Origin of the sequence: Alloalcanivorax marinus, assembly GCF_016785095.1 — a bacterium.
Lineage (GTDB): Bacteria > Pseudomonadota > Gammaproteobacteria > Pseudomonadales > Alcanivoracaceae > Alloalcanivorax > Alloalcanivorax marinus_A.
Window position 1 is genome coordinate 477,512 of record NZ_JAEKJB010000002.1, and the last position, 24,981, is coordinate 502,492.

24 protein-coding genes are annotated in these 24,981 nt (G+C 65.3%); 14 read left to right on the forward strand and 10 right to left on the reverse strand.

Features of this window, described 5'->3' with window-relative positions:
* Positions 1-44: 44 nt before the first annotated feature.
* Together JF515_RS03910 and sixA are read left to right on the forward strand one after the other, a co-directional pair.
* Positions 45-1,076, forward strand: a complete 1,032-nt coding sequence (locus JF515_RS03910; protein WP_203101189.1) for an NAD(P)H-dependent glycerol-3-phosphate dehydrogenase — start codon at positions 45-47, stop codon at positions 1,074-1,076.
* Complete coding sequence (gene sixA / locus JF515_RS03915) at positions 1,073-1,534, forward strand: phosphohistidine phosphatase SixA (protein WP_203101191.1); 462 nt, start codon at positions 1,073-1,075, stop codon at positions 1,532-1,534. The genes JF515_RS03910 and sixA overlap by 4 nt, the downstream gene beginning before the upstream one ends.
* A 5-nt stretch (positions 1,535-1,539) precedes the next feature.
* On the opposite strand, the gene JF515_RS03920 is transcribed toward sixA, so the two are convergent.
* Together JF515_RS03920 and xthA are read right to left on the reverse strand one after the other, a co-directional pair.
* Positions 1,540-2,550 carry an ion transporter gene (locus tag JF515_RS03920; RefSeq protein ID WP_203101196.1) on the reverse strand — a complete coding sequence of 337 codons (1,011 nt, stop codon included), beginning with the start codon at positions 2,548-2,550 and terminating at the stop codon, positions 1,540-1,542.
* Positions 2,547-3,371: an exodeoxyribonuclease III gene (gene xthA, locus JF515_RS03925; protein WP_203101200.1), complete on the reverse strand. Its 825-nt coding sequence runs from the start codon at positions 3,369-3,371 to the stop codon at positions 2,547-2,549. Before xthA ends, JF515_RS03920 begins: the two co-directional genes overlap by 4 nt.
* A 146-nt stretch (positions 3,372-3,517) precedes the next feature.
* On the opposite strand from xthA, the gene JF515_RS03930 reads away from it, so the two are divergent.
* Positions 3,518-4,357, forward strand: a complete 840-nt coding sequence (locus JF515_RS03930) for an alpha/beta hydrolase (protein ID WP_203101202.1) — start codon at positions 3,518-3,520, stop codon at positions 4,355-4,357.
* On the forward strand, positions 4,347-5,201 hold the full coding sequence (locus tag JF515_RS03935) for an alpha/beta fold hydrolase (protein WP_203101204.1): 855 nt from the start codon (positions 4,347-4,349) through the stop codon (positions 5,199-5,201). The genes JF515_RS03930 and JF515_RS03935 overlap by 11 nt, the downstream gene beginning before the upstream one ends.
* Positions 5,202-5,210: 9 nt before the next feature.
* Here JF515_RS03935 and JF515_RS03940 read toward each other — a convergent pair whose 3' ends face one another.
* Positions 5,211-6,392: a saccharopine dehydrogenase family protein gene (locus JF515_RS03940; protein WP_203101214.1), complete on the reverse strand. Its 1,182-nt coding sequence runs from the start codon at positions 6,390-6,392 to the stop codon at positions 5,211-5,213.
* Positions 6,393-6,501: 109 nt separating this feature from the next.
* Between JF515_RS03940 and JF515_RS03945 the strand changes: the two genes are divergently transcribed.
* The gene (locus JF515_RS03945; RefSeq protein ID WP_203101216.1) at positions 6,502-7,011 is read left to right on the forward strand and encodes a DUF2505 domain-containing protein; all 510 of its coding nucleotides are present in this window, start codon (positions 6,502-6,504) and stop codon (positions 7,009-7,011) included.
* A gap of 69 nt (positions 7,012-7,080) precedes the next feature.
* Here the strand turns inward: JF515_RS03945 and JF515_RS03950 are convergent, their stop codons facing one another.
* From JF515_RS03950 to JF515_RS03970, 5 genes are all read right to left on the reverse strand, one after another.
* Positions 7,081-7,887 (reverse strand): SDR family NAD(P)-dependent oxidoreductase, encoded by an 807-nt coding sequence (locus tag JF515_RS03950; protein ID WP_203101218.1) that lies wholly within the window; start codon positions 7,885-7,887, stop codon positions 7,081-7,083.
* A gap of 2 nt (positions 7,888-7,889) precedes the next feature.
* A complete protein-coding gene (locus JF515_RS03955; protein WP_203101219.1) occupies positions 7,890-9,179 on the reverse strand; it encodes a dicarboxylate/amino acid:cation symporter in 1,290 nt (429 codons plus the stop codon).
* A gap of 71 nt (positions 9,180-9,250) precedes the next feature.
* Positions 9,251-9,868 (reverse strand): hypothetical protein, encoded by a 618-nt coding sequence (locus JF515_RS03960; protein WP_203101220.1) that lies wholly within the window; start codon positions 9,866-9,868, stop codon positions 9,251-9,253.
* Positions 9,865-11,163, reverse strand: a complete 1,299-nt coding sequence (locus JF515_RS03965) for an ammonium transporter (RefSeq protein WP_203101221.1) — start codon at positions 11,161-11,163, stop codon at positions 9,865-9,867. The genes JF515_RS03960 and JF515_RS03965 overlap by 4 nt, the downstream gene beginning before the upstream one ends.
* Positions 11,164-11,343: 180 nt before the next feature.
* On the reverse strand, positions 11,344-11,844 hold the full coding sequence (locus JF515_RS03970; RefSeq protein ID WP_203101222.1) for an EVE domain-containing protein: 501 nt from the start codon (positions 11,842-11,844) through the stop codon (positions 11,344-11,346).
* A gap of 157 nt (positions 11,845-12,001) precedes the next feature.
* On the opposite strand from JF515_RS03970, the gene prmB reads away from it, so the two are divergent.
* The 8 genes from prmB to JF515_RS04010 all read left to right on the forward strand — a co-directional run bounded on the left by prmB (position 12,002) and on the right by JF515_RS04010 (position 21,499).
* Positions 12,002-12,928 carry a 50S ribosomal protein L3 N(5)-glutamine methyltransferase gene (prmB, locus tag JF515_RS03975; protein WP_203101223.1) on the forward strand — a complete coding sequence of 309 codons (927 nt, stop codon included), beginning with the start codon at positions 12,002-12,004 and terminating at the stop codon, positions 12,926-12,928.
* A gap of 21 nt (positions 12,929-12,949) precedes the next feature.
* Positions 12,950-14,047: a chorismate synthase gene (gene aroC / locus JF515_RS03980; protein WP_203101227.1), complete on the forward strand. Its 1,098-nt coding sequence runs from the start codon at positions 12,950-12,952 to the stop codon at positions 14,045-14,047.
* A gap of 9 nt (positions 14,048-14,056) precedes the next feature.
* Positions 14,057-15,196, forward strand: coding sequence for an MFS transporter (locus JF515_RS03985; protein ID WP_203101228.1), 1,140 nt, complete (start codon positions 14,057-14,059; stop codon positions 15,194-15,196).
* A 104-nt stretch (positions 15,197-15,300) separates the two neighbouring features.
* Entirely contained in the window at positions 15,301-16,338 is a 1,038-nt protein-coding gene (gtdA, locus tag JF515_RS03990; protein ID WP_238400825.1) for a gentisate 1,2-dioxygenase, read from the forward strand.
* 17 nt (positions 16,339-16,355) lie between these two features.
* Positions 16,356-17,213, forward strand: a complete 858-nt coding sequence (locus JF515_RS03995) for a fumarylacetoacetate hydrolase family protein (protein ID WP_203101230.1) — start codon at positions 16,356-16,358, stop codon at positions 17,211-17,213.
* Positions 17,214-17,239: 26 nt separating this feature from the next.
* Positions 17,240-18,427 carry an FAD-dependent monooxygenase gene (locus tag JF515_RS04000; protein WP_203101231.1) on the forward strand — a complete coding sequence of 396 codons (1,188 nt, stop codon included), beginning with the start codon at positions 17,240-17,242 and terminating at the stop codon, positions 18,425-18,427.
* Positions 18,428-18,544: 117 nt separating this feature from the next.
* Positions 18,545-19,510, forward strand: coding sequence for a TAXI family TRAP transporter solute-binding subunit (locus JF515_RS04005; RefSeq protein WP_203101232.1), 966 nt, complete (start codon positions 18,545-18,547; stop codon positions 19,508-19,510).
* An 18-nt stretch (positions 19,511-19,528) separates the two neighbouring features.
* Positions 19,529-21,499, forward strand: coding sequence for a TRAP transporter permease (locus JF515_RS04010; RefSeq protein ID WP_203101233.1), 1,971 nt, complete (start codon positions 19,529-19,531; stop codon positions 21,497-21,499).
* A gap of 148 nt (positions 21,500-21,647) precedes the next feature.
* Here JF515_RS04010 and JF515_RS04015 read toward each other — a convergent pair whose 3' ends face one another.
* Positions 21,648-22,859 carry a DcaP family trimeric outer membrane transporter gene (locus JF515_RS04015; RefSeq protein ID WP_203101234.1) on the reverse strand — a complete coding sequence of 404 codons (1,212 nt, stop codon included), beginning with the start codon at positions 22,857-22,859 and terminating at the stop codon, positions 21,648-21,650.
* Between the two features lie 236 nt (positions 22,860-23,095).
* On the opposite strand from JF515_RS04015, the gene pcaQ reads away from it, so the two are divergent.
* Positions 23,096-24,025, forward strand: a complete 930-nt coding sequence (gene pcaQ, locus JF515_RS04020) for a pca operon transcription factor PcaQ (RefSeq protein WP_203101236.1) — start codon at positions 23,096-23,098, stop codon at positions 24,023-24,025.
* Here the strand turns inward: pcaQ and JF515_RS04025 are convergent.
* The gene (locus JF515_RS04025) at positions 23,990-24,883 is read right to left on the reverse strand and encodes a LysR family transcriptional regulator (protein WP_203101238.1); all 894 of its coding nucleotides are present in this window, start codon (positions 24,881-24,883) and stop codon (positions 23,990-23,992) included. The genes pcaQ and JF515_RS04025 overlap by 36 nt on opposite strands.
* Positions 24,884-24,981: the final 98 nt, after the last annotated feature.

Sequence of the window (24,981 nt, forward strand, 5' to 3'; positions counted from 1 at the left end):
GTCCGCCACCGCCGGCGGCGCGGGCACCGATTGGGGGCCCGCCCATGGAGCAGAACAAACACACCGCCGCGATCCTCGGCGGCGGCAGTTTCGGCACCGCCATGGCCAGTATCCTGGCCGAGAACGGCCACCACACCCGGCTCTGGGTGCGTGATCCGGAAACCGCCGCCGCCATCAACGAGGACCGTGAGAACCCGCGCTATTTGCCCGGTCAGTCGTTGCCCGAGGGCGTGCAGGCCACCGAGCAGCTCGAAGCGGTGCTGGAAGGGGCGGATCTGGTGTTCATGGCGGTGCCCTCCAGCGCCTTCGTTGAGGTGTTGCGTCAGGCGCGGCCGATGGTCGCGGAAGGGACCCTGGTGGTGAGTTGCACCAAGGGCATCCACGAGGATGGCTTTCTGCTCATGAGCCAGGTGCTCAAGCGTGAGTGGGACCACACCCGCATCGGCGTGCTCAGCGGCCCCAACCTGGCTCGCGAGATCGTGGAACGGAAGTTCACCGGCACCGTCATCGCCAGCCCCGATGAAGCGCTTTGCCAGACCGTGCAGAAAGCGCTCAGCTGCGATTACTTCCGGGTTTACGACAACCCGGATATCTATGGCGTGGAACTGGGGGGCGCCCTCAAGAACATCTATGCGGTGGCCTCGGGCATGGCCGCCGCCATCGGCATTGGCGAAAACAGCCGCAGCTTCATGCTCACCCGGGCACTGGCGGAAATGAGCCGCTTCGCCGTGGAACTGGGCGCCAATCCGCTGACCTTCCTGGGGCTGTCCGGGGTCGGCGATCTGATCGCTACCTGCTCTTCGTCACTGTCGCGCAACTACCGCATGGGGCATGCCCTGGGCAGCGGTCGTGATCTCAACGAGGCCCTGCAGGAACTGGGGCAGACCGCCGAAGGCCTTAACACCATCCGTCTGGTGGCCACCCGCGCCCGGGAACTGAACGTCTACATGCCCCTGGCCACCGCTCTTTACGAGATCATCCACGAAGACAAGCCGCTGAACACCATGATTGCCCGCCTGATGAGTGGCGAGCACAAGCATGACGTGGAATTCAGCTTTCACGGAGGCACGGCTTGAGAGTCTATCTGTGCCGCCACGGCGAAGCCGTGGCCCAGGCACCCACCGACGCGGAACGCCCGCTCACCGAGCGTGGTCGTCTGGAAGTGATGTCCCTGTGGCAGGATCTGCGCGCGGAAGGCGTACGCATGGAACGGCTGATCGCCAGCCCTTACCGGCGAGCCCAGCAGACCGCCCTGTGCATCGCCCGGGCGTTCGGCGGCATGGATCAGCAAGCCTGTGGCTATCTGGTGCCGGAGGCCCGCCCCGAGCAATTCCTGGACTGGCTGATCCATCAACCGGAGCAGGACAACACCGTGCTGGTCAGCCACATGCCGCTGGTGTCGCTGCTTACCGCTGCCTGGATCGGCGACCCTGGCGCCCGACCGGCGTTCCGGGTCGGCAGCGTGGCCGCCCTGGACGTGGAGGTAGCGGCGCCCGGTGGCGCGCGGCTGCTGTGGACGCGCTCGCCCGGTTAAGCGGCTCAGTCCCGTTCTTCTTCCTTCCAGTGCTGCACCGCTACCTGATCCTTCACGTGATCGAGGATTTCCAGCAGCGTCTGCTTGACCATTTCGTTGAGCTGTTCGGTGCCGCCGTGGCTGGCGCTGAGCAGGTCATCAATGAGCGCGTCCAGGCGCGGCCGGTTGGCCGGTGAACCGATATCCTCCACCAACTGATCCACCAGGGCGGTACCAGCGTCGCGCACGGTATCGCCGAGCAGGTCGATGGCGCGCGGGCCGGCCACTGGAATCGCCGCCAGGCGGCGCCCGGCGGCGGTGCGGTGCACCGCCTCGTCGGTGAGATAGACCAGGTAGTCGGAGAGCCGGTCGCGGTACTGGTCATGGCTGCGCCGGGTGGCGTCGGCGATGCGCCCGGCCAGGTAATCCACCAGTTGCTCGCGGCGTGGCGCCAGCACATCGCGCTCGATGCGGTGCATCATCGGGCCGCCGGTGCGGATTTCCCGCTGCGCCCCTTCCAGGACGTTGATCACCACCCGGTCGGAGATTTCCTCCACCAGAATGCCGTAGTACTTGATCACCGAGCGGCCGATGTAGGTGTCGCGGAAGTCCACCACGCCCAGTTTCTGCAGGCGGAACATCAGGCTCACCACGCGCAGTACCCGTAGCCAGCGGAAACTGCCCACCGGGATGCAGCCAAGCAGGTCGTACCAGTGCACGAACGGGTAAAAGAACCAGCGGTGATAGGTGTGCCGGCCGATGGCCACCGCCCAGCGGATCACGAACTCGGTGAGGTAGACGGTGACGAACGCCAGATCAATCTCGAAGAAGTTGGCGTGCACCTGCTCCTTGTAGACGCTGAAAAAGCCGGGCACCCAGGCGCGCAGCAGTTCCTGCACGCTGTCCACCCGAAACACCCAGTCGAACAGAATCAACGACAGATTGACGACCACCAGCAGGATCATCAGGACGTCGATCAGGAAACCCAGGGAATCCAGGCCGGGGCGCAGCTTTTTCAGGTGGACATGAACGCTCATGAGGGCAGGTTATCGAACCGGCTCCACACCGGACAGTGGTCCGACGGTTTTTCCATGGCGCGGATGTCGTAGTCGACGCCGGTATCGCTGAGCCGTTCCAGCAACGCCGGCGTGGCCAGCACGGTGTCGATGCGCAGGCCGCGGCGCGGGTCGCGCTCGAACCCCCGGGAGCGGTAATCGAACCAGGAGAACACGTCGTCGGTGTCCGGATAGCGGTGGCGAAAGGTGTCCACCAGCCCCCAGTCGGTGAGCCGTTGCCACCAGTCGCGTTCCTCGGGAAGGAAGCTGGTCTTTCCCTCGCGCAGCCAGCGCTTGCGGTTCTGTTCGCCGATGCCGATGTCGCGGTCGGTGGAGGAAATATTGAAATCCCCCATGACGGCGAGTTGTTCGGTGGGGTCGTGCTCGGTCTCCAGGTAGCGCTGCAGGTCCTCGTAGAACTTGCGCTTGGCCGGGAACTTGACCGGATGCTCGCGGTTCTCGCCCTGGGGAAAGTAGCCGTTGAGCACCGTCAGCGGCGCGCCGCCGGCGTCCTTGAGGCGGCCGATGATCATGCGCCGCTGGGCGTCCTCGTCGTCACCGGGAAAGCCGTAGCGCACCGCCTCCAGCGGCTCGCGGGTGAGCAGGGCGACGCCGTAATGGCCTTTCTGGCCGAAATAGTAGGGGTGGTACCCCATGTCGCGCACCGCCTGTTCCGGGAACTCGCTGTCCTGGACCTTGGTTTCCTGCAGGCCCACCAGGGTGGGGCGGTACTTGTCGAGCAGTGTCTCCAATTGATGGAGACGGGCGCGAATGCCATTGATGTTGAATGAAACCAGCGTCATATCACCTCCGTTTGCGGCGCATTGTACACCACCGGACCGGCCGCTGAGCGAATCGGTAAATGAGTTTGACCGACGGGAAAGGTATCATCGGCGTTTTCGTGGCGACGCCGCCGTTTTCGCGTCGCCCGGTTTCGAGGAGAGAGGCAATGAACGACGCGGCCCCTTTGGCCGACGCCAAGCCGGTGCTGGCTTTCGCCCACGCCAATGGTATCCCCGGCCACAGCTACGACACCTTTCTGGACCCGCTGCGCGAACACTATGACGTGCGCGTGGTGGAATGCCTGGGTCAGGACCCCCGCTATCCGGTGGACGGCAACTGGGAGAGCCTGAGCCTGGAACTGGAAGCCTTCCTGGAGCCGTTGCCCAAGCCCATCATCGGCCTCGGCCATTCCATGGGTTCGGTGCTGATGTTCTGGGTGGCGCACCGTCATCCGGACTGGTTCCGGGCCCTGGTGATGCTCGATCCGCCGGTGGCCAACGGCCCCCAGGGGCTGGTCTACCGGCTGGCCAAGGTCACCGGCTTGGGTGACCGTTTCTCGCCGGCGAAAAAGAGCAAGGGCCGGCTGGACTACTGGGCCACCTGGGACGACGTGGAGAGCTACTTCAACTCCCGGGGCCTGTTCAAGGCGTTCGATCCGCGCTCGCTGAAGCATTACCTGGAGCACGGCCTGGAACGTCACGGTGACGGCTGGCGCCTGCGCTTCCGCCCGGAGGTGGAGGTGGCGGTGTTCCGCGAGACGCCCACCGGCGTCACCTCGCTGCCGCGTCTCAAGGTGCCCGGCGCCCTGGTCACCGGCGAGCAATCCCCCAAACTGTTCCATCAGGGTGGCGCCCGCCATGCCCGCCGTCACCGCATGAAGCGGCTGTTCGCCCCGGGCAGCCACATGTACCCGCTGGAACGCCCGGAGCAGACCGCCGCCCAGGTACTGGGCATTCTCGACGATCTGCTCGGTGCCCGGCATCGGGAGACCGCCGATGAGCGCTGAAACTCCCCGCGAACGACGCTTCACCGCCTTCGGGCAAACCCTGGCCGGCCTGCAGTGGGACGGCGACGATGGCGACGCGCTGCCGGTGCTGGCCCTGCACGGCTGGCTCGACAACGCGGCCTCGTTTCAGCCCCTGGCGGGCTACCTGGGCCGGCCCCTGGTGGCGCTGGACTTCGCCGGCCACGGCCACTCCGATCATCGCCCGCCCAACCAGGCCACCCACTACGTGGACCACGTGCGCGACGTACTGGCGGTGGCCGACGAGCTGGGCTGGGAGCGCTTCATCCTGATGGGACATTCCATGGGGGCCGGGGTCGCCTGCCTGTTCGCGGGCACCTTCCCGGAGCGGGTCGAGAGGCTGGTGCTGATCGAGGGGCTGGGGCCGCCGGCCACCGCCGCCAAGGACGCGCCGGAGACCCTGCGCAAGGCGATCAACCAGATGCTCACCCTGGGGGAGAAACGCAAGCCGGTCTACCAGGACCCGGAACAGGCGGTCGCCGCGCGCCTGCCCGCCCTGGGCGGGCTCGCCGAAAGCTCCGCCCGGCTGCTCTGCGAGCGCGGCCTGGAACGGGTGGCCAAGGGCTGGACCTGGCGCACCGATGCACGCCTGCGTCTGACCTCGTCGCTGCGCCTCACCGAGGAGCAGGTGGAAGGCTTCGTGCGCGCCATCGTGGCGCCCACGCTGCTGCTGATGGGCGAGCAGGGGCTTGGCGGCGATGGCCGTTTCGATCATCGCATCGACTGGCTGGAGGATGTCACCGTGGGCCGCCTGCCCGGGCGCCATCATTTGCACATGGACGACCCGGCGCCGGTGGCCGCCGAGGTGCGGAAGTTTCTGGGCTGACGTCCAGCGTCATTCCCGCTCAAACACCATGCCCGCCGCTTGCAGGCGCTCGATCAGGCGATCGCCCAAAGCCATCACCGGCGTTACCACGCCGGTGTGATCCGGCGGCGTGGTGTCCAGCCCCAGCCCCATCACCGTTTCCGAGAGCATCTTGGCGGTCTCGTCATAACCGGGGTCGCCGCCGGCCACCCGGCAACGCACCTCGGTGTCGCCGCAACGGCCCCGCAACCGTACCTGGAACCAGGACCGGGCCCGGGTGGCCGGGTCCGGTCCGACTCCGGCGGGGCGGCTTTTCAGCAGGCGGCGGCGTAGCGGGCCGATCTGCGCGGCGAGCACCAGGCCGCCCACGCCGGCGGCCCCGCCGACCAGCTTGGGCAGGCTGGATGTAACCAGATAGTGGCCGTAACGGAACGACGGCCCGTAGTCCTCGATGGCCCGCGCCGAACGCATCACCACCAGCGGGTCGATGGTCGGCATGGGCGCCAGCCAGCCACCCAGCTCGTCGTCCTTGCGCGGCCGCATTGACAGGGCTCCCACCGGGCGCGGGTACCACCGTTGCAGCCGGCTTTGGGCATCGCGCAGCCGGTCGCGGTTGGCCCGGGGCCGGGCGAAGGCCTCCAGGGCGGAGTGCCAGGTGCCGCCGGAGAAGGAGCCCGAGAACGACACCGCTCCTTCCAGCGTCACCGGAGCGTTCAGGCGCCCGCCGTGGGCCTTTTCCAGCTCCCGCACGGTGAACAGGGCCCCGGCGTCGTAGGGAATGGAATCAAATCCGCAGCAATTGACGATGGCGCAGCCGGCTTTTTGCGCCGCCTCGTGATAGCGCGGGATCAGGGTATTCACGAATTCCGGTTCGCCGGTAAGATCGCAGTAGTGGGTGCCATGCTCCACGCAGGCACGCACCAGCGGCTCGCCATAACGTACATAGGGGCCGACGGTGGTCGCCACGGCGCGGGTTTGGGCGGCCAGTTCCGCCAGGCTCAACGGGTCGCCGCTGTCCGCTTGCAGCAGGGCAGGGGCGTCGGCGGTGCCCTCCAGGCCGGCGGCCACCTGTTCCAGACGGGCGCGGTCGCGACCGGCCAGGGCCCAGGGGGTGCCGGAGGGCAGATGGCGGGATAAATAGTGGGCGGTGAGTCCACCGGTGAAGCCGGTGGCGCCGAACAGGACCACCGCGTAGGGGCGGGATGTGGCCATGGAGCCTCCTTGAAGGGGGGAAGTGGCATTGGCTGTGACGGCAGTGTAGCGTTGCCGGCCCGGGCTGGCCCATGACCGTACCGCCCGGGTTTTGCATTCGGGAGAGAATATGGAAGAGAAAGTCGAACGCCGCTATCCGGTGAACGTGGAAGAGCTGTACGCGATTCTCACCAGCAAGGCGTTTTTCGAACAGCGCTATGCCTGGGGAAAGGTGGAGGATTACCGTTTCGAGGCCTTCGAACCCCAAGGCGACGGCTTCCTGATCCGCATCGTGCAGCCCATGGCGATCCGCCTGGACAAGGTGCCGGGCTTCGCCCGCAAGTTTCTGCCCGAGCAGGCGGAACTGACCACCGAATTCCGTTGGCACCCGGCCAGCGGTGGCTACCAGGCGGAGTACCGCTTCGTGCTCGGCCATGTGCCGGTGAAGGTGGGCGGCACCATGACCCTGCGCCAGGATGGTGACCAGGCGTTGCAGAGCACCCGGGTGGCGGTGAAATCCTCGGTGCCGCTGGTGGGCCGCAAGCTGGAGAGTTTGATCGCGGAACGCTTCGAGCAGGCCCTGGAGGGGGACTACCGCCACACCATCCGTTACATCGAGGAGCACCACGACGCCGGTTAAGGAGCCTCTGAATAACGCCTTGCGCACTTCAGGCCACGCTGAGCACGTAAGGCGTTGTTCAGAGGCTCCTTAGGAATGGCGGCGCAGCCGCCGGGCCTGTTCCATCATCTTTTTCACGAACCAGCGCGGGCGCCAGCGCTTGCGGCGCCAGGCCCGTTTCGCTTCCGGCTGTGGAAAAATATGCAGCGGTCGCCCGGGCAGCGCCTGGAGAATGCGTTCGGCGACCGCGCCGGCGGATTCCGGCGCCCGCTCCAGGGCCCGCTGCAGCCGCGCCCGGCTGAGGGCATCGGCGGCCGGCATGCGGCGGCCCAATTCGCTGGGGAACAGGTCCGGGCATACCACCGAGACGTGAATATTCAGCGGCGACAGCTCCGCCGCCAGGGCCTCGCTGAGACGGATCAGGGCGGCGTTGCAGGCCACGTAGCCGGCCATGCCCGGTGGCGCGGTGATGCCGGCCAGGGCCGCCACGTTGACCAGATGGCCGTGGCCCTGGCGCTTCATCAGGGTCAGCGCGGCCTGGCAGCCATGCACCGCGCCCATGACATTGACCCGCCAGAGTTGATCCCAGCCGCTCTCGTCCAGGGCCTCGAAGGGCCCGGCGGCGGCCAGCCCGGCGTTATTGATCACCACGTCCAGGCGCTCCCAGCGCCGCTGGATGCGTTCCACCGCCTGGCGCAGGTCGCGCTCCCGGCTTACGTCCGCGGCCAGGAACAGCACCTCGCCGCCGGCCTGACGCAGTTGCTCGGTCAGCGCCTGGCCGGCGGCTTCCTCCCGGTCCAGCAGGGCGACCCGGTAATCGCCCACGGCGCGCTCGGCCAGAGCCCGGCCCAGGCCGTGGGCGGCGCCGGTGATCAGCATCACGGGATGGCCCTTCATTTTCAGAGTGGGTCCGCGTCCAGCTCGCGCATCGGCGAGCGCAGCACGTCTCCCTCGCCCTCGCTGCGCGCCAGCAGCACCGCGCCGACGCTGTCGCCCCACACGTTCACCGCGGTGCGGCACATGTCCAGCAGCCGGTCGGTGACCAGAATCAGACCGATCGCCTCCGCCGGCAGGCCAATCACGCCCAGGATCACGGTGATCGCCACCAGACTGGCGGCGGGGATGCTGGCCACCCCGATGGAGGTGAGCAGGGCGGTCAGCACGATCACGAACTGGGTGGTCAGGCTCAGATCCAGACCGTAGGCCTGGGCGATGAAAATCGCCGCCACGCATTCATACAGAGCGGTGCCGTCCATGTTGACGGTGGCGCCCAGCGGCAGTACGAAGCTGGCGGTGCGGTTGGACACTCCGGAGCGTTTCTCCACGCATTCCATGCTCAGCGGCAGGGTGGCCGCCGAACTGGCGGAAGAGAAGGCGGTGAGCAGCGCCGGAGTCATGGCCTGCAGGTGGCGCCACGGTGAACGCTTGGCGAGAAAACGGATCAACAGCGGCATCACCACGAACATGTGCAGCCCCAGGGCCAGCAGTACGGTGATGAAGAACAGGGCCAGCGGCTCCACCGCGTCCAGCCCGGTGCGGGTCACGGTGGCGGCGATCAGCCCGAACACGCCCAGCGGCGCGAAGCGGATGATCACCATGGTGATGCGCAGCACCACCTGGTAGATGCCTTCCACGGTCTGGCGCAGGTGCTCGCCGGGGGCGCCGCCCAGGGTGCGCAGGAAGTAACCGAAGAACAGGGAGAACACGATCAGCCCCAGCATCTGGGTCTCGGCGGCGGCCTGGAACAGATTCGGTGGCAGCAGCTGGCGCAGGATCTCCGTGAAGTCCGCCGCGCCACGGCCCTCGATGCTTTGCAGCGCCTGGTCGGTTTCCTTGGCCAGGCCGAGCAGATCCTTGGCCGGTTGCCCGTCGATGACGCCGGGCACGATCAGGTTGACCACCACCAGCCCGACCAGGATGGCGATCAGGCTGGTGGCGAGATAGAACACCACGGTCTTGGCGCCCAGACGACCCAGGTTGTCGTCGTCGCCGACATTGATCATGCCGCTTATGATCGCCGTGGTGATCAGAGGCACCACCACCATCTTCAAGGCGTTGATGAACAACTCGCCGACCAGGTCGTAGGCGGGCAGCAACGGCAGGCCCAGCAGCCGGGTGCCTTCGGAGGTGACCGCGCCGGCCAGACCGCCCAGCACCATGGCCAGAAAAATCTGGTGATGTAATTTCATTCAGCGGCCCTTCACGCCGGTAGGAACCGGCAAGCTTAAAGACCCGGTGGAACCCTTGGCAACCCGCCCGGCTAGAGCAGGGTACCGAGAGCGCCGCCCAGCTCCGGCCGGTCCCGGCGTACCTGGTCGGCGGCGGCCTTGAGCAGACGGTCCGCGCGCACCGGGCCGAAACGCTCGCACAGCAGCACGTAGCCACGGTTGACCAGCGCCGCCAGGGTGCCCCGGTCCAGGGGGATCAGATCGGCGCGGGGGTGATTGAACCAGTATTCCACCCCCTGGCGGTGATCGTCGGGCAACCCGGCACGGCGCAGGTCGGTGAGCTGGTCGAGCCGTAGCTGGCTGGCCTCGGCTTCGTTGAGTTGCGCCCAGAGCGCGCTCATCAATGCCTGGAACGCCGCCGTGCAGGGATGTCCGGCGGCGTTGGCCCGCTCCGGGTGGGCCAGCGGATCGGCGGCCAGGCGGCGTTCCGGCAACGACATGGCCTGCACCAGGTTGAGATGCAGGTCGTGGCGTCGCCCGGCCAGGTCGAAGCGCTTGCACAGGTCGCTCACATAGCCCTGTAGGGAAAAGCGTGGCCGGTCGGCGTATTCGCGCTGCCACAGGGCCACCGCCTCGACCACGTCCCGGGCGTCCAGGTAGGGCGCCAAACCGGTGGCCAGGGCCCGGCGGCGGCGCTCCTCCGGGCTCATGGCCGGGTCTCCAGGCCGTCGGCCACCTCCGCGTCATAGAGATGGGGCTGGGCGAATTCCGGGTAGCCCAGTTCCGCGTGCTCGCTGACGTCCAGGCCCCGTTGTTCATGTAAGGGCGGCGCCCGCAGGCCGGCGGTGAGCGATACCACCATGTACAGAATCAGCGCCACGAAGAAGGCCCAGGCGAAGGCCACCACGATGCCCAACAGTTGCACCGTGATGCGCTGGGGGTCGAACAGGTCGCCGCTGTAGAACAGGCCCGCCGCCAGGGTGCCCCAGGCGCCGGCGAAGGCGTGCACCGGCACCGCCGAGACCACGTCGTCGAGTTTCAGCGACAGCAGCATACGACTGCCCGGGCCCACCAGCAGCCCGGCGATCAGCCCGGTGAGCACGGCGAAGCCCGGTACCATGGTGGCGCACCCGGCGGTGATGCCCACCAGGCCGGCCAGGCTGCCGTTGACGGTCTCGGTGAGTAACACCGGCCGCCGGGTCAGTAAGCGGTACAGGGCCGCCCCCAGCGCGCCGGCGGCGGCGGCCAGCTGGGTGTTCAGGTTGATCAGCGCGATGTCCACGCTGGCGCCCACCGTGGAGCCGCCGTTGAAGCCGAACCAGCCGAACCACAGCAGAAAGCCCCCCAGGGCCACGAAGGACAGGTTGTGGCCGCGGATTTCCCGGGCCTGGCCCTGGTTGTCGAAGCGGCCCAGGCGCGGCCCCACCACCAGGATGCCGGCCAGGGCACACCAGCCGCCGACGCTGTGGACCACGGTGGAACCGGCGAAGTCCACGAAGCCCAGGCGGGCCAGCCAGCCGTTGCCGTTCCAGGCCCAGTTGCCGAACAACGGATAGATCACGCCGGTGATCACCACCGCTCCGGTCAGGTAACCCAGGTAGCGGGTGCGTTCGGCCATGGCGCCGGAGGCGATGGTGGCGGCGGTGGCCGCGAACATGAGCTGGAACAGCAGCAGGGTCCACAGGTCGCTGTCGCCCTGACTGGGCGCGAACAGGCTCTGGCCCACCCAGCCGCTGGGATTGGCGCCGAACATCAGGCCAAAGCCCAGGGCCCAGAACGCCAGGGTGCCCACGCACAGGTCCATATAGTTCTTCATGACCACGTTGATGGCGTTCTTGGCGCGGCTCAGGCCGCTTTCCAGCAGCGCGAAGCCGGCCTGCATGAGGAATACCAGCGCCGCGGCGATGGCCACCCAGACCACGTCGGCGCCGGAATATTCCAGGGTGTCGGCCAGGCCCGGCACGGGCACAACCAGAAGGGCGAAGAAGATGGCGCGTCGTTCCATGAGACCCCCTCGATCGTATTGTCGAGGGGAGCGCTGCAACGGCTATGCCAAGGTGTGCAAGGCCGGTTCAGGCCGCCCGGCGCCGGGGGTGGCATGGCGGCTTGCGCGAAGATGGGGCGCCGCCGGCGGCTGGCGGCGTCAGTGCTTCAGGACAGGGCAGGGCCAGGACAGGGCGGGGACTCAGGAGAGAGCGGGGGACCAGGCGCCGGCCATTGCCAGTTCCGGCTCGCACAGGGCGAGAATCTGCTGGTACTGGCGGTCGGTGATGTGCTGAATGGACAGACGCGGGCGAATCACCAGTTCCATATCGGCGAATTCCGCGCGCTGGCGCATCTCCGAGAGCGGCAGTGGCTGCTTATAGGTGGTCACGTAGCGCACATCCACCTGGTACCAGCGAGGCATGTCCTCGCTGCTGCGCGGATCGAAGCCGGCATGGTCCGGGTTGAACTGGGTCGGGTCCGGGTAGGGCGCGGAGGTCACCCGGGCCTCGCCGACGATGGACGGATTCTTGCCCCGTGAGTGGTAGATCAGCACCCGGTCGCCGTCCTGGATTTCATCGCGCAGGCGGTTGCGTGCCTGGTAGTTGCGGACCCCGTCCCAGCCGGTGGTCTGGTCCGGCGCGGCCCGCAAATCCTGCAGGCTGAAATCCTTCGGCTCGGTCTTGAATAACCAGGTGCGCATAGCGTTCCTCCAGGTATGGACCGGCAATGTAACACGTATGGCAACAAAGTCATTGTTATTTAATCAATGGTATTTCAATGGATTCAAGGGGTCCGGAAGGCGGAACAGAAAGGCCGGGAATATGATACTCTTGCGCGCTTATTTCGGAGGCGTAGTCGTGATCGAACCCCGCGAACAGCAACAGGCCCAGGCCACACTTCAAACCCCGCGCGATTGCCTGCGCTGGGGGGAATCCGTGCTGCGCCGGGCCGGTGTTTTTCTCGGCCATGGCACCGACGATCACGGCGATGAATGTCTGGCGCTGCTGCTGCACGTTCTGGCGTTGCCCTCGGACAGCGATTCTCGCCTGCTGGACGCGCGCCTGCTGCCCGATGAGATCGAGGCATTCGTGGGGCTTATGAAGCGGCGCGTCAACGAGCGGGTGCCGGCGCCGTACCTCACCGGCGAGGCCTGGTTCTGCGGCCTGCCGTTCCAGGTCGACGAGCGGGTGCTGATTCCCCGTTCGCCGCTGGCGGAGTTGATCGAGGCCCGCTTCCAGCCGTGGCTGGACCCGGACCGGGTCGAGCGGGTGCTGGATCTGTGCACCGGCAGCGGCTGCATCGCCATTGCCTGCGCCCACGCCCTGGAGACCGCCACCGTGGACGCCAGCGACCTGTCCGAGGACGCCCTGGCGGTGTGCCGGGCCAATATCGAGGCCCACGGCCTGACCGACCGGGTGCGGGCGATCCAGGCGGACGGGCTGGATGGCCTGGACGAGCGCTACGATCTGATCATCTCCAATCCGCCCTATGTGGATGCCGAGGATCTGGCGGCGATGCCCGAGGAGTATCGCCACGAGCCGGAACTGGCTCTGGCCTCCGGCGACGATGGTCTGGATTTCACCCGCCGGTTGTTGATCGACGCGCCGGACCATCTCGCCGAGGACGGCGTGCTGATCGTCGAGGTGGGCAACAGCGACCGCCACGTGATGGCGGCCTGGCCGGAGGTGCCGTTCCTTTGGTTTGAATTCGAGCGCGGCGGGCACGGGGTATTCATGCTCGAGCGCCGTCAACTGGTAGAATACCGCGATCACTTCACGGGCTGAGCCGCCCTAACGAGGAAGAATATGGCCGGGAACAGTTTTGGTGAGCGCTTTCGCGTCACCACCTTCGGTGAAAGCCACGGCGCCGCTCTCGGCGCCATCGTGGAGGGCTGCCCGCCGGGGCTGGCGCTTAGCGAGGCGGACCTGCAGCATGAGCTGGACCGACGCAAGCCCGGCACCAGCCGCTACACCACCCAGCGCAAGGAGCCGGACCAGGTGCGCATCCTGTCCGGCGTGTTCGAAGGCAGGACCACCGGCACCTCCATCGGCCTGCTGATCGAAAACACCGATCAGAAATCCAAGGATTACGGCAACATCGCCGCCACCTTCCGGCCCGGCCACGCGGACTACACCTACACCCAGAAATACGGCTTTCGCGACTATCGCGGCGGCGGTCGCTCCTCGGCCCGGGAAACCGCCATGCGCGTGGCCGCCGGCGCCATCGCCCGCAAGTTCCTGGGCGAGCACCTGGGCGTGCGGCTGTACGGCGGGGTGGAGCAGATCGGCCCGATCCGCGCCGAGAAATTCGACTGGGACGTGGTCAACACCAACCCCTTCTTCTTCCCGGACGCGGACAAGATTCCCGCCCTGGAGCAACTGATCAACGACCTGCGCAAGGAAGGGTCATCCATTGGCGCCCGGGTCAGCGTGTACGCGGACAACGTGCCGCCGGGCTGGGGCGAGCCGGTGTTCGATCGCCTGGACGCGGATCTCGCCAAGGCGCTGATGTCGATCAACGCGGTCAAGGGCGTGGAAATCGGTGACGGTTTCGAAGTGGTCAACCAGCGCGGCGAACAGCACCGTGATGAAATCACCCCGCAGGGTTTTCTCAGCAACCACGCCGGCGGCGTGCTCGGCGGCATCAGTTCCGGGCAGGTGATCCGCGCCAGCCTGGCGCTCAAGCCCACCTCCAGCATCACCATCCCGGGGCGCTCCATCACCCTGGACGGCGAGCCCACCGAGGTGGTCACCAAGGGCCGCCACGACCCCTGCGTGGGCGTGCGCGCCACCCCCATCGCCGAGGCCATGCTGGCCCTGGTGCTGATGGACCACTACCTGCGCCACCGCGCGCAGAACGGAGACGTGACGCCGCCGCTGGCGCCGATCCCCGGCCAGGCCTGAGGGATCGGCATGCCGTATTACTGGCGCCTCTCCGCCTTTTATTTCCTCTACTTCGGCCTGTTGGGCACCCTGGTGCCCTACTGGTCGCTGTACCTCAAGGACCTGGGATTCTCCGCCACCACCATCGGCCTGCTGATGGCGGTGCCGCACCTTACCAAGGTGGTGGCCCCCAACCTGTGGGGCTGGCTCGCCGACCGCAGCGGCGCCCGTTTGCGCATTATCCGCCTCGGCAACCTGGCGGCGGCGCTCGCCTTCCTGCCGGTGTTCTGGGCCGACCAGATCTGGTCCATGGCGATCCTGCTGGCGGTGTTCAGCTTCTTCTGGAACGCGGTGCTGGCCCAGTTCGAGGTGGTCACCCTGCATACCCTGGGCGACCAGGCCCACCGCTACAGCCAGGTACGGGTGTGGGGCTCGCTGGGCTTCATCGCCTGTGTGTTCCTGGTGGGCATGGCTCTGGATCACCTGCCCATGAGTCTGCTGCCGTGGGTCATGTCCGCGCTGCTCTGGCTACTGTGGCTGGCCACCTTGACGCTACCGGGGGAGCGGGGTGAGGCGCGTCGCAACGCCGACGGCGGCCTGATCAAGCTGCTTAAACGCCGCGACATCCAGATCTTCATGCTGGTGGCCTTCCTGATGCAGGCCTCCCACGGCCCGTACTACACCTTCTACAGCATCCACCTGGAAGACATGGGCTTCCGCAAGCTCACCGTGGGCACGCTCTGGGCGGTGGCGGTGGTCTCCGAGGTGGTGGCCTTCCTGGTCATGCACCGCCTGATGACCCGCTTCGCCCTCAACCGCATTCTGCTCACCTGCCTGCTGCTGGCCACGGTGCGCTGGCTGGTGGTGGCCCTGTGCGGCGACAGCCTGCCCTGGCTGGGCGCCGCCCAGCTGCTGCACTCCGCCAGTTACGCCAGCTTCCACGCCGGCGGCATCGCCTGGGTACAGCGCGCCTCCGGCCGGGCCTTCGCGGGCCAGGGCCAGGCGCTGTATTCCAGCCTGGGGTACGGCGCCGGCTGGGGCCTGGGGTCCGGGCTCAGCGGCCTGGCCTGGCCGCATCTGGGCGTGTACTGCTTCCTGATCGCCGGCGTGCTTACCCTGGCCGCCGCCGCCTTGATCAGGCGCCTGCCCGAGGCGTCGGAGAATGGTTAACCAAAAGTTAATTAGAATGGAGAATCTTTCAATTTAATTAAGAAAATGCCTTTCCTATAGTCACCAGCGACAACATAACAACAACGTCGCAATGAGGTATGGCTATGGCAGGCAGCTCGCTCTCCCCGCATCGCCGGGATTTTTATGACCGGCTCGCGGCGTTCGATACCGCGCCGCTGTGGGAAGTCCTCGGGACCATCGTGCCCCGTGAACCGACCTCCCGGTACCACGCCCACCACTGGCGTTACGCCCAGCTCCGGCCGCTGTTGCTGGAGGCCGGTGATCTGCTCACCGCCGAGGAGGCGGAGCGCCGTGTACTGGTGCTGGAGAACCCGGCTTGCCCGGGCCAGTCTCGCGCCACTCCCAGTCTCTACGCCGGCCTGCAGTTGATCCTGCCCGGCGAAACCGCCCCCGCCCATCGACACACCCCGTCGGCATTGCGCTTTCTGATCGAAGGCGAGCAGGGCTACACCTCCGTGGGCGGAGAGCGCACCACCATGCGCGAAGGGGACTTCGTGATCACCCCGGCCTGGGCCTGGCATGACCATGGCAATGACGGCGACCAGCCGGTGATCTGGATGGACGGACTGGATATTCCGGTACTCAGTTACTTCGAATCGGTGTTCTCCGATCCTCATGAGGAAAGCCGGCAAGCGCTCAGCCGACCGGAGGGGGATTCCCTGGCCCGTTACGGCAACAATCTTGTGCCAATCCAGGCGCGAAGCCCCTACGGGCCGACCACGCCGATCTTCAACTACCCCTACGAGCGGACCCGCGATGCGCTGTTGAAAGCCGCGCTGGGGGCATCGCCGGATGAGCATTGGGGCACCACCCTGCGTTATGCCAACCCGCTGGACGGGGGCTGGGCCATGCCCACTCTGGCGACCTGGATGACCCACCTGCGCAAAGGTGAACGGACCCTGCCGATGCGTTCCACCGACAGCCTGGTCATGCACGTGGTGGAGGGCAGGGGGGAGGTCACCATCGAGGGCCGGCCGTTGGCGTTCGAGCCCAAGGACGTGGTGGCGATCCCCGGCTGGCAATGGCGCCACCTGTCCGCCAGCGAAGACTGTTTCCTGTTCTTTTTTTCCGATCGCGCCATCCACGAAAAGCTCGGCTTCTTTCGTGAGCAGCGCCAATAGAGCCCAGAGGTAATTCAATGCGTATTTGTAGATTCGACGACAATCGCGTCGGTGTGGTGATCGGCGAGAAAGTGGCCGATGTGACCGATGTGGTCACCGAGGCGCTGCCGCCGCAGCGCTGGCCGTTGCAACGGGGTGATGCCTTCATCGCCGCCTTGCCGGCGTTGCGCGAGCGCCTGGAGGAGGCGGCCTCGCGGGCGCCACTCACGCCGCTTGACCAGGTCCGCCTGCTCAGCCCGGTGGCGAATCCGGGCAAGATCATCGCCGCGCCGGTGAACTACATGAAGCACGTGGAAGAGTCCCGCGAGGACGCGGGCATCAACTTCGGCACCGAGATTTCGCTGATCGACCGCTATGCTCTTTTCCTGAAGGCCAACAGCTCCCTGGTCGGCGCCGGGGAAGGCGTGGAGATTCACCACGATGATGGTCGCCGCACCGACCATGAGGTGGAACTGGCGCTGGTCATTGGCAAAAAAGCCCGCAAGGTGTCCGAGCAGGAAGCGTTGGAGTGCATCGCCGGTTACTTCATCGGCCTGGATATCACCATCCGTGGCACCGAGGACCGCAGTTACCGCAAATCCCTGGATACCTTCACCGTGCTCGGTCCCTGGCTGGTCACCGCCGATGAGTTTGGTTCGCCGGAGTCCGTGGAACTGGACATCAAGGTCAACGATGAGCCCCGCCAACACGCCAATACCCAGGACCTGATCTGGTCGGTGGCCAGGATCATCTCGTTCGCTTCGCATTCCTACACCCTGGAACCCGGCGACGTGATTCTCACCGGCACGCCGGAAGGGGTTGCCCCCATCAAACGCGGAGACCGCATGGATGCCTGGATCGAGGGCATCGGTGCCATGCGCGTACAGGTCCGTTGAGACGCCACCATAAGCGGAGTGAGCAGATGACAGAAAAAAATGTCCTGATTGCCGGTGGCGGCATTGGCGGACTGACCGCCGCCGCCTGCCTGCTGCAGCGGGGGATCGACGTGGACGTCTACGAACAGGCGGATGAGCTTGGCGAGGTAGGCGCCGGCATCCAGGTGAGCGCCAATGCAAGCCGTGTTTACCAGCACATTGGCATTCTTGATGACCTGGTGGAAGCGGGCTCCTGCCCCGAGGCCTATCGGTTTCGCCTGTTTGACAGTGGTGAAGTATTGCAGACCATCCCTCTGGGCGGTGCTTATGTGCGTCGTCATGGGGTGCCCTATGTGTCCGTGCATCGCGCTGACCTGCACCGGCTGCTGGTCGAGCGGGTCACCGCCCTCAAACCGGATGCGATTCACCTGGGCGTCGAGGTGACCGGTTTCGAGGAGTTGCAGCAGGGCGGCGTGACACTGCGGTTCGCCGATGGTGGTTGTGTCACCGGTCGGGCCCTGTTGGGCGCCGATGGCATCAAGTCGGCGGTGCGACGGCAGATCGTCGGCGCCGCGCCAGTGACCTACACCGGAGACGCGTCCTGGCGAGTGGTGGTCGAAAGCGAGAACGTGGCCGAGGAACATCGGCAACGCACCGTGGACATCTGGGTCGGGCCCGGCAAGCACGCGGTGACCTACCCGATGCGAGGTGATCGTCTGATCAACCTGGTCGGTTGCGTGGAGCATGACGAGTGGGATGAAGAGTCCTGGGTGGCGAGTCGGCCATGGCATGAACTCAAGGAGGACTTCCAAGGCTGGCATCCGTCCATTGGCGCGCTGATCGACGCCGCCGATCGCGATCACTGTTATCGCTGGGCGATGAATAACCGCCCGCCGGTGGAAAACTGGACGAGCGGGCACGCCACTCTGCTTGGCGACGCGGCGCACCCCACCTTGCCATACATGGCACAGGGCGCCGCCATGGCGGTGGAGGACGCCGCGGTGCTGGCTCGTGCCCTGGAGGCCGAGCCCCGCACCGACGAGGCTTTGCGGCTCTATCAGCGCAACCGCATCGAGCGCACCACCCGCATCGTCAACGAGTCGTCTTCCAACCGGCGCCTGTTCCATCTCAATTCCACTGCTGAATTGCGCGAAGAATTCGCCAAGCGCGATATCAGCTCGGAACGGTCAGCCTGGCTGTTCTCATACGACCCGGTACGGGTGGACATGCTCTGAAACGATTGACTTTACGCAGCGGGGAACACGCGGCGCTAGGATGATGGTTTTTTTCGCATTCCCACCCGCGCTCCCCAATACAGTCCGGTAACCGTGACGGTTAAGGAGAAAAAAGAAATGATAATGACAACGACCCGCAAGCTGCTTATTACTCTGTCCGCGATGATGGCGATGTCCGGCGCCGTCCAGGCGCAATCCTTCGGGATTGGAACCGCCGGCGGCGGATCTTCCACTTACAGCATTGGCGCCGCCATCGCCAATGTCATCTCCAAGGCCACCGGCGATCAGTATCTGGTTCAGCCCTATGGCGGCACCGGTCGGGTCATGCCGCTGGTGAACAGCGGTCGCACCGACTTCGGCCTGGCCAATATCCTCGAGGTCAGCAATGCCTTCCACGGCAAGGGCGACTTCGCCGGACATTCCCACGAGAACCTGCGAGTGGTGGCGGTGTTGTATCCGTTCGACGTCGGTTTGTTCGTTCGTGATGACGCGCCGTTTCAATCGATCAACGATATTAAAGGCGCACGCATTTCGTCCGGTTACAGCGGCCAGCGTATCATCGGTGAGCTGATCGACGCGGCGCTGGCCAACGCGGATCTGAGCATGGATGACATGGACGCGGTGCCGACCACCAATTTGTTGTCCAACGCGGACGACTTCACCGCCGGCCGCACCGACATCGGCTTTTTTGCTCTTGGTTCCGGCAAGCTCAATGAAGTCGACGCATCCGTGGGCGGTATCCGCTTTATTCCGTTCAATATTGACGCTCAGGCCCAGGTGCGCATGCAGGAGCTCATGCCGCAGACCTATGTGCGCGTGGTGCGGCCCGGTGACAATCTCACCGGGCTGGATCAGCCGATGCCGATGATGGCCTACGACTACATTCTTTATGCCGGTAAACATGTCTCGGACGAAGCAGTGCGACGACTGGTCGACGGGATCGTGGAGAACCGTCAGGCGCTGGCGGAAAATTACGCCAACCTGGGTCGGCTGGACCCGAAAAAAATGGCGAAGAATCTTGGCATTCCCTATCACCCGGGCGCCATTCGCTACTACAAGGAAAACGGGCTCTGGTCCCGCTAGGCCATCGGGTAGCGAATCATGACGACATTGACCGACGCCGAGCATAATCGGATCGGCCCGCCAGGGGGCGTCCGCTGGGCGCCCTTCACTCGGGCCTCGATCGCGATTCTTATCACCGGCCTGAGTCTGGGCTGGACCGCCGAATTACCCCGCTTGCTTTGGGGGCGGGTTTATCTGGTGCAGGAATTTTCCCTTATCATTCTCGGCCTGTGCCTGGCGCTGATTTATCTGAGCCGTGATCCTCGTGGGCGCGCCTGGCCGGGGGCGCCGTCCCTTGTCAGCACGGCGGCCGCGCTCATCGCACTGAGCGCCTGCTGGTACGCGGCCTACCGCTACAAGGTGCTTTCCGCGCAGATGTTCTACTTCCCGGTGGAGACCTTCATTATCGGTGCCATCGTGGTGCCGGCGGTGGTGGAAGGGCTGCGCCGCATGGTTGGCTGGGCGCTGGTGATCATCGTCCTGCTGTTCATCGCCTACGGATTGTGGGGCAACGCCATGCCCGCGCCGTTCACCGCGCGGCCCTGGAGCGTGGCCGACCTGGCGCCGCATCTGGTGCTGGATACTACCGCCATGGTTGGCTTGCCGATCACCATCGGTGTCACCGTGGTGATTCCCTTTATCTTCTTCGGGGTGCTGCTGAACAAGGCCGGCGGCGGTGACTTCTTCTCCGATCTGGCGGTCGCGGCGGTGGGCCGTTTCCGTGGCGGCAGCGGCAAGATCGCCATCGTCGCGTCGGCGCTGTTTGGCACCATCTCCGGCAGCGCCGTCTCCAATGTGGTTTCCACCGGGGTGATTTCCATCCCATTGATGAAACGATCCGGTTTCAGCGGTCGGGTTGCCGCCGCCACGGAGTCGGTGGCCTCGACAGGTGGGCAGTTCATGCCGCCGGTGATGGGCGCGGCGGCCTTCCTCATGGCCGAGCTTTCCCAAACGCCTTACGAGACCATCGTGCTGGCGGCGGTATTGCCCGCCCTGTTTTTCTTCTTCGCCGTTTTCATGCAATCCGACGCCGACGCGATTTGCCAGGATGTGGCGCCGGTGCCTCGGGAGGATCGAAAACCCTTTTCCCGGGTGATGCTGGAAGGCGGCCATTTTGTCCTGCCGTTCGTATTGCTGATCGTGTTGCTGTTCAATTTCAATCAGTCTCCGGAGCTGTCGGCGTTGGCGGCGGCTGGGCTGGTGGCGGTGCTGGGCCTGGTTCGTGGCTACGGCGGCGACCGCATCGGCCTGGCGGATCTGATCGACTCCTTCAAGAAAACCGGCACGGCATCCATGGAGATTCTCGCCATCGTCGCCGCCGCCGGCTTCGTGATCGGCATCCTCAATGCCACCGGGGTGGTGTTCGCGCTAACCTCCATCATGGTCGATCTGTCCGGTGGTAACGTGCTGCTGCTGCTGGCGCTCACGGCGGTGATCAGCATTATTCTTGGTATGGGAATGCCAACCGTCGCCGTTTATGTGTTGCTGGCCTCTCTGGTGGTGCCCGCTCTGGTTTCCGCCGGGGTGCCTAAATTGTCGGCGCATATGTTCGTGCTGTATTACGGCATGATGTCGATGATCACGCCGCCAATCGCCATTGCCGCCTATGCCGCCTCGAGCATCGCCGAGGAAAAGCCACTGGCGGTATCGGTAACCGCCATGCGCTACGCCTGGCTGGCCTATCTGGTGCCTTTCATCTTCGTGTTTCGTCCCGAGATGCTGCTGAGCAAGTCGCACCTGGAGATCCCGGGGCTGGTGGAGGTGGTGCTGGTGACCACGCTGCTGATTCTGATCCTTAACGGCGCGCTGTCCGGCTATTTCAAGGGGCGGCTGAGCGTCGCGCTACGGGTGTTACTGGCGGCCACCGGCGTGGCCGTGTTTCTGGCCTTGCTGAGCGGTGTCCAGGCGCCGCTGGTATACACCGGCGCGGTTCTCATCATGCTGGCCTGCGCGGGGCGCCGAGCCTGGCGCCGGCGGGTATGGAGCCCAAGCGCCGGCCAGCGCTCCTGAGCGCGGCGACTTTCTCGCTCGACCCTTGGCGCCCCCGGAGCTACCTCCGTGGGGCTTTTTTTTGTTTATCGCGGTGTGGCAGGGAAGTGATGGGCGGGTACTGTATCGGGGGAATCGCATGGGCGCCCGGCCGGGCGCCCGTTGAGCTTCAGAATTGATAGAGCAGGCTGGTTTGCAGGCGGTTGGCGGTTTCCGATTCGCCGTTGACCTGTTCCAGGTCCACGCGTTGCAGCTCCATGCCCACCATCATGCGGTCGGTGACATCCCAGATAACATTGGCGAAGCCATAGTCCAGCGTCTCGAAGTGCTCGCCATACAGATTCTCGGGAAGATCCTGGCGCAGTCGTGAGTAGCCCACGGACGCGAACCAGGAGCGGTTGAAGGTCTGGTTGAGCGATGCGCCGAACGCGCTCAGATCCACGGTTTCCAGATGCCCGTTGCGCACATAAACGTCCGGTGCGCGGCGATGTCCGGTATTGCCTGGGTTACCCATGTAGTTGCCGATCCCGGTGCCGCCAATGACATTGCCCTTGAAGGTCAGGCCGTTGAACAACGGCAGGCTGATTTGCGCCAGTGCCCCGTAGCCGGTGGCGGAGTCATCCACGCTGCCTTGCTCACCATTGGTTGACAGTTCGCGGGCCAGCAGCGACAGGGTGAACATGCGCCGGTACTCGTAGCGCACGGTAAGGTCGGGAAGCCCGTTTTCGCCGCTGGCGGCGCTGTTCGGGTCGGGCTGCGCGCCGGCCCGGGCGATCACGGTGTCCGGGTCTTCCAGCGCCACCGCCAGGGTGCTGGAGCCTAGTTTGCGGGTGTAGCGCAGCTGCGCCTTGCGATCAAACGCATAGCCCTTGGGGCTGCCCAGCGCCAGGGTTCGAGGCGTGGCCACGAAGCTCATGAAATTGGTCCAGGTCTGGCCGGCCAGCAGCCCGTTCATCTCGCCATAGGCGTGGCGCAGATTGAATTTTTCATCGGGCATGAAGTGCCCTTCGAAGTAGGAGGTCAACACGCCCATGCCGGTACGCGTGTGGGTACGGAAGTTAAGCCGGGACTCCGCCGCGGTGAAGCTGGTGCGGCCATCGGTCCGGTTGCCGTCATCGAGGACGTTGAAAGGGGTGGTCGAGGTGCCCAGGTCGTAGTCGAAGTCATAGAACATATCCAGCTTCGCATAGCCGCCGAATGCCACGTCGGTGTCGGTGCCCGGGATGTTGAAGGTGCTGCGATGGTTCCAGGGAGGGCCTACCCGGCTGGGATCACCGGTGACCACCGGCTGTCCGGCCTCGACGACGTCGAAAGCCCGGGCCTGTGGCGTCGCGAGACAGCACGAGGCAAGCATAAGCGGAACAAGAGGGTGCGCTTTCATTGGCTTTTCCTTTTCTCTTCTGGGTGTTGTTATTCGCTTTTCTCGGCACGAACGAACCCACCCGCCGTGGTTCGGCGGGTTGCCTTGGGAGGTAATGAAAGGCCGGGCGATGCCGGTGAACCCGACTATAGGAAAGGGTTTTTATTAATTAAATTGAAAAAAGCGGACTTACAATTAACGTAAGGTTAACTAGAATGGCGCCTTGAGCCGTCCCACCAATAACAACGGAGAACGCCGTGGACCGCCGCTTGAAACTGCGTCACTTTCAGTGCTTCCTGGCCGCCGCCCGCTCCCACTATCTGCGCGAAGCCGCCGAGTCCCTCAATATCACCCAGGCAGCGGTGACCAAGACACTGAATGAACTGGAGCAGATCGCCGGGCATCGCCTGATCGTGCGTGATCGCTCAGGAGTGAAGCTCACCCACCAGGGGGAATTGTTTTTCCACTACGCGGCGGCGGGCATGGCGGCCCTGGAGCAGGGCTACGACGGTCTGCAGGCAGACCCGGCGGCACCTCGTATCGAAGTTCGCCTGGGTGTATTGCCGACGGTGGCGGCGCGCTTCTTGCCCCAGGCCACCACCCGCTTTCTTGAGGAAACCCGCCGTTCGGTCAACTTTTCATTGCTCACCGGCCATAACCAGCACCTGCTGGAGTTGTTGCATCAGGGCAAGGTGGATTTGGTGGTGGCGCGCATCGGCTCACCGGACGACATGCAGCAGTTGGAGTTCAAGCATCTGTACGCGGAGCCCCTGGTGCTGGTGGCCCGCGCCGGCCACCCCCTTTGTCAGGCGGGAGGCGTGCGGCTCCGTGACGTAAGCCGCTATCCTTTTCTGCTGCCACCGGTGGGTACCCGTATCCGGCCTCTGGTGGAACAGGCACTGACCAACCTGGGGATTCCGATGCCGAGGACGGTGATCGAAACCGTCTCCAATACATTCGGACGATCCTTTCTGCGTACCTCGGAGGCGGTATGGATGATCTCCTACGGGGTGGTGGAAGATTACATCGAGGCCGGTTTGCTGAGCCTGCTCGCCGACCCGATCGAGAACACCAGCGACCCGGTGGGCGTGATCCGTCGCCAGGATCAGGAGCTGGACGCCGCCACACGGCAGATCACGCATATCCTGCTGTCACAGACCCGCCATCTGCGTCCCCTGGGGCGCTGACTCCAGGATGGTCATGAACGCCCGCGCCGCGTTGGAGCGGGTGCGGCCCGGATGGGATACCACGCCGAGGCGTCGTATCGGCAGGGAGTCGGCTACGTTCAGGCGTACCACGGTGTCGTCGAGCATGGTTTCCGGCAGCACGCTCCAGCCCAGGCCGATGGACACCATCATATGGATGGTCTCCAGATAGTTGGTGGACATGGAGATGTTCAGATCCAGGCGGCGCTCCAGGAACAGGCTTTCCACGATGCGGCGGGTAAAGGTGACCGGGGAGGGCAGGATGGCGCTGTAGCCGGTAAGCGTGTCCAGCGGCACCCGTTCGAGCCGGGCCAGGGGGTGCTCGGGGGCGGCCATGAACACCAGCGGGTCGTTCCACACCACCTGGGTGTGCAGGCGTCCGTCCGGTTGTGGCGGCAGGGTCACCACGCCCAGTTCCAGATCGCCGTGGCGCACCGCTTCCCAGGCTTCCTCGGAATCGATGAAATGGATATCCAGCTTTACCTCCGGGTAGGCCCGCGAGTAGCGGCGCAGCACCGGCGGCAGGCGGTGCAGGCCGATGTGGTGGCTGGTGCCGATGCGCAGGGTACCCGAGACGCCGCCGGTCAGGTCGCTGATGGCCCGGCTCATGTCCTCCAGATCCAGCAGTACCCGGCGGGCGCGGGGGCGCAGGGCTTCACCGGCCTCGGTGAGGCGGATACGCCGGCCGACCCGGTCGAACAGCCGCGTGCCCAGTTGTTGTTCGAGCTGGGCGATGCGCTTGCTGACCGCCGGCTGGGTCAGGAACAGTCGCTCCGCGGCGGCGGAAAAGGAGCCGGTGTCGGCCACCGCCATGAAGACGGTGAGGGAGTGTGTGTCCATGGAATTCCAGCCCGCTTATTGATAACCATCTGGAATCCTAAACATAAAAAATATGAATTGGAATTATCGAATGCCCCTGCGTATGGTGTGCCTACCCT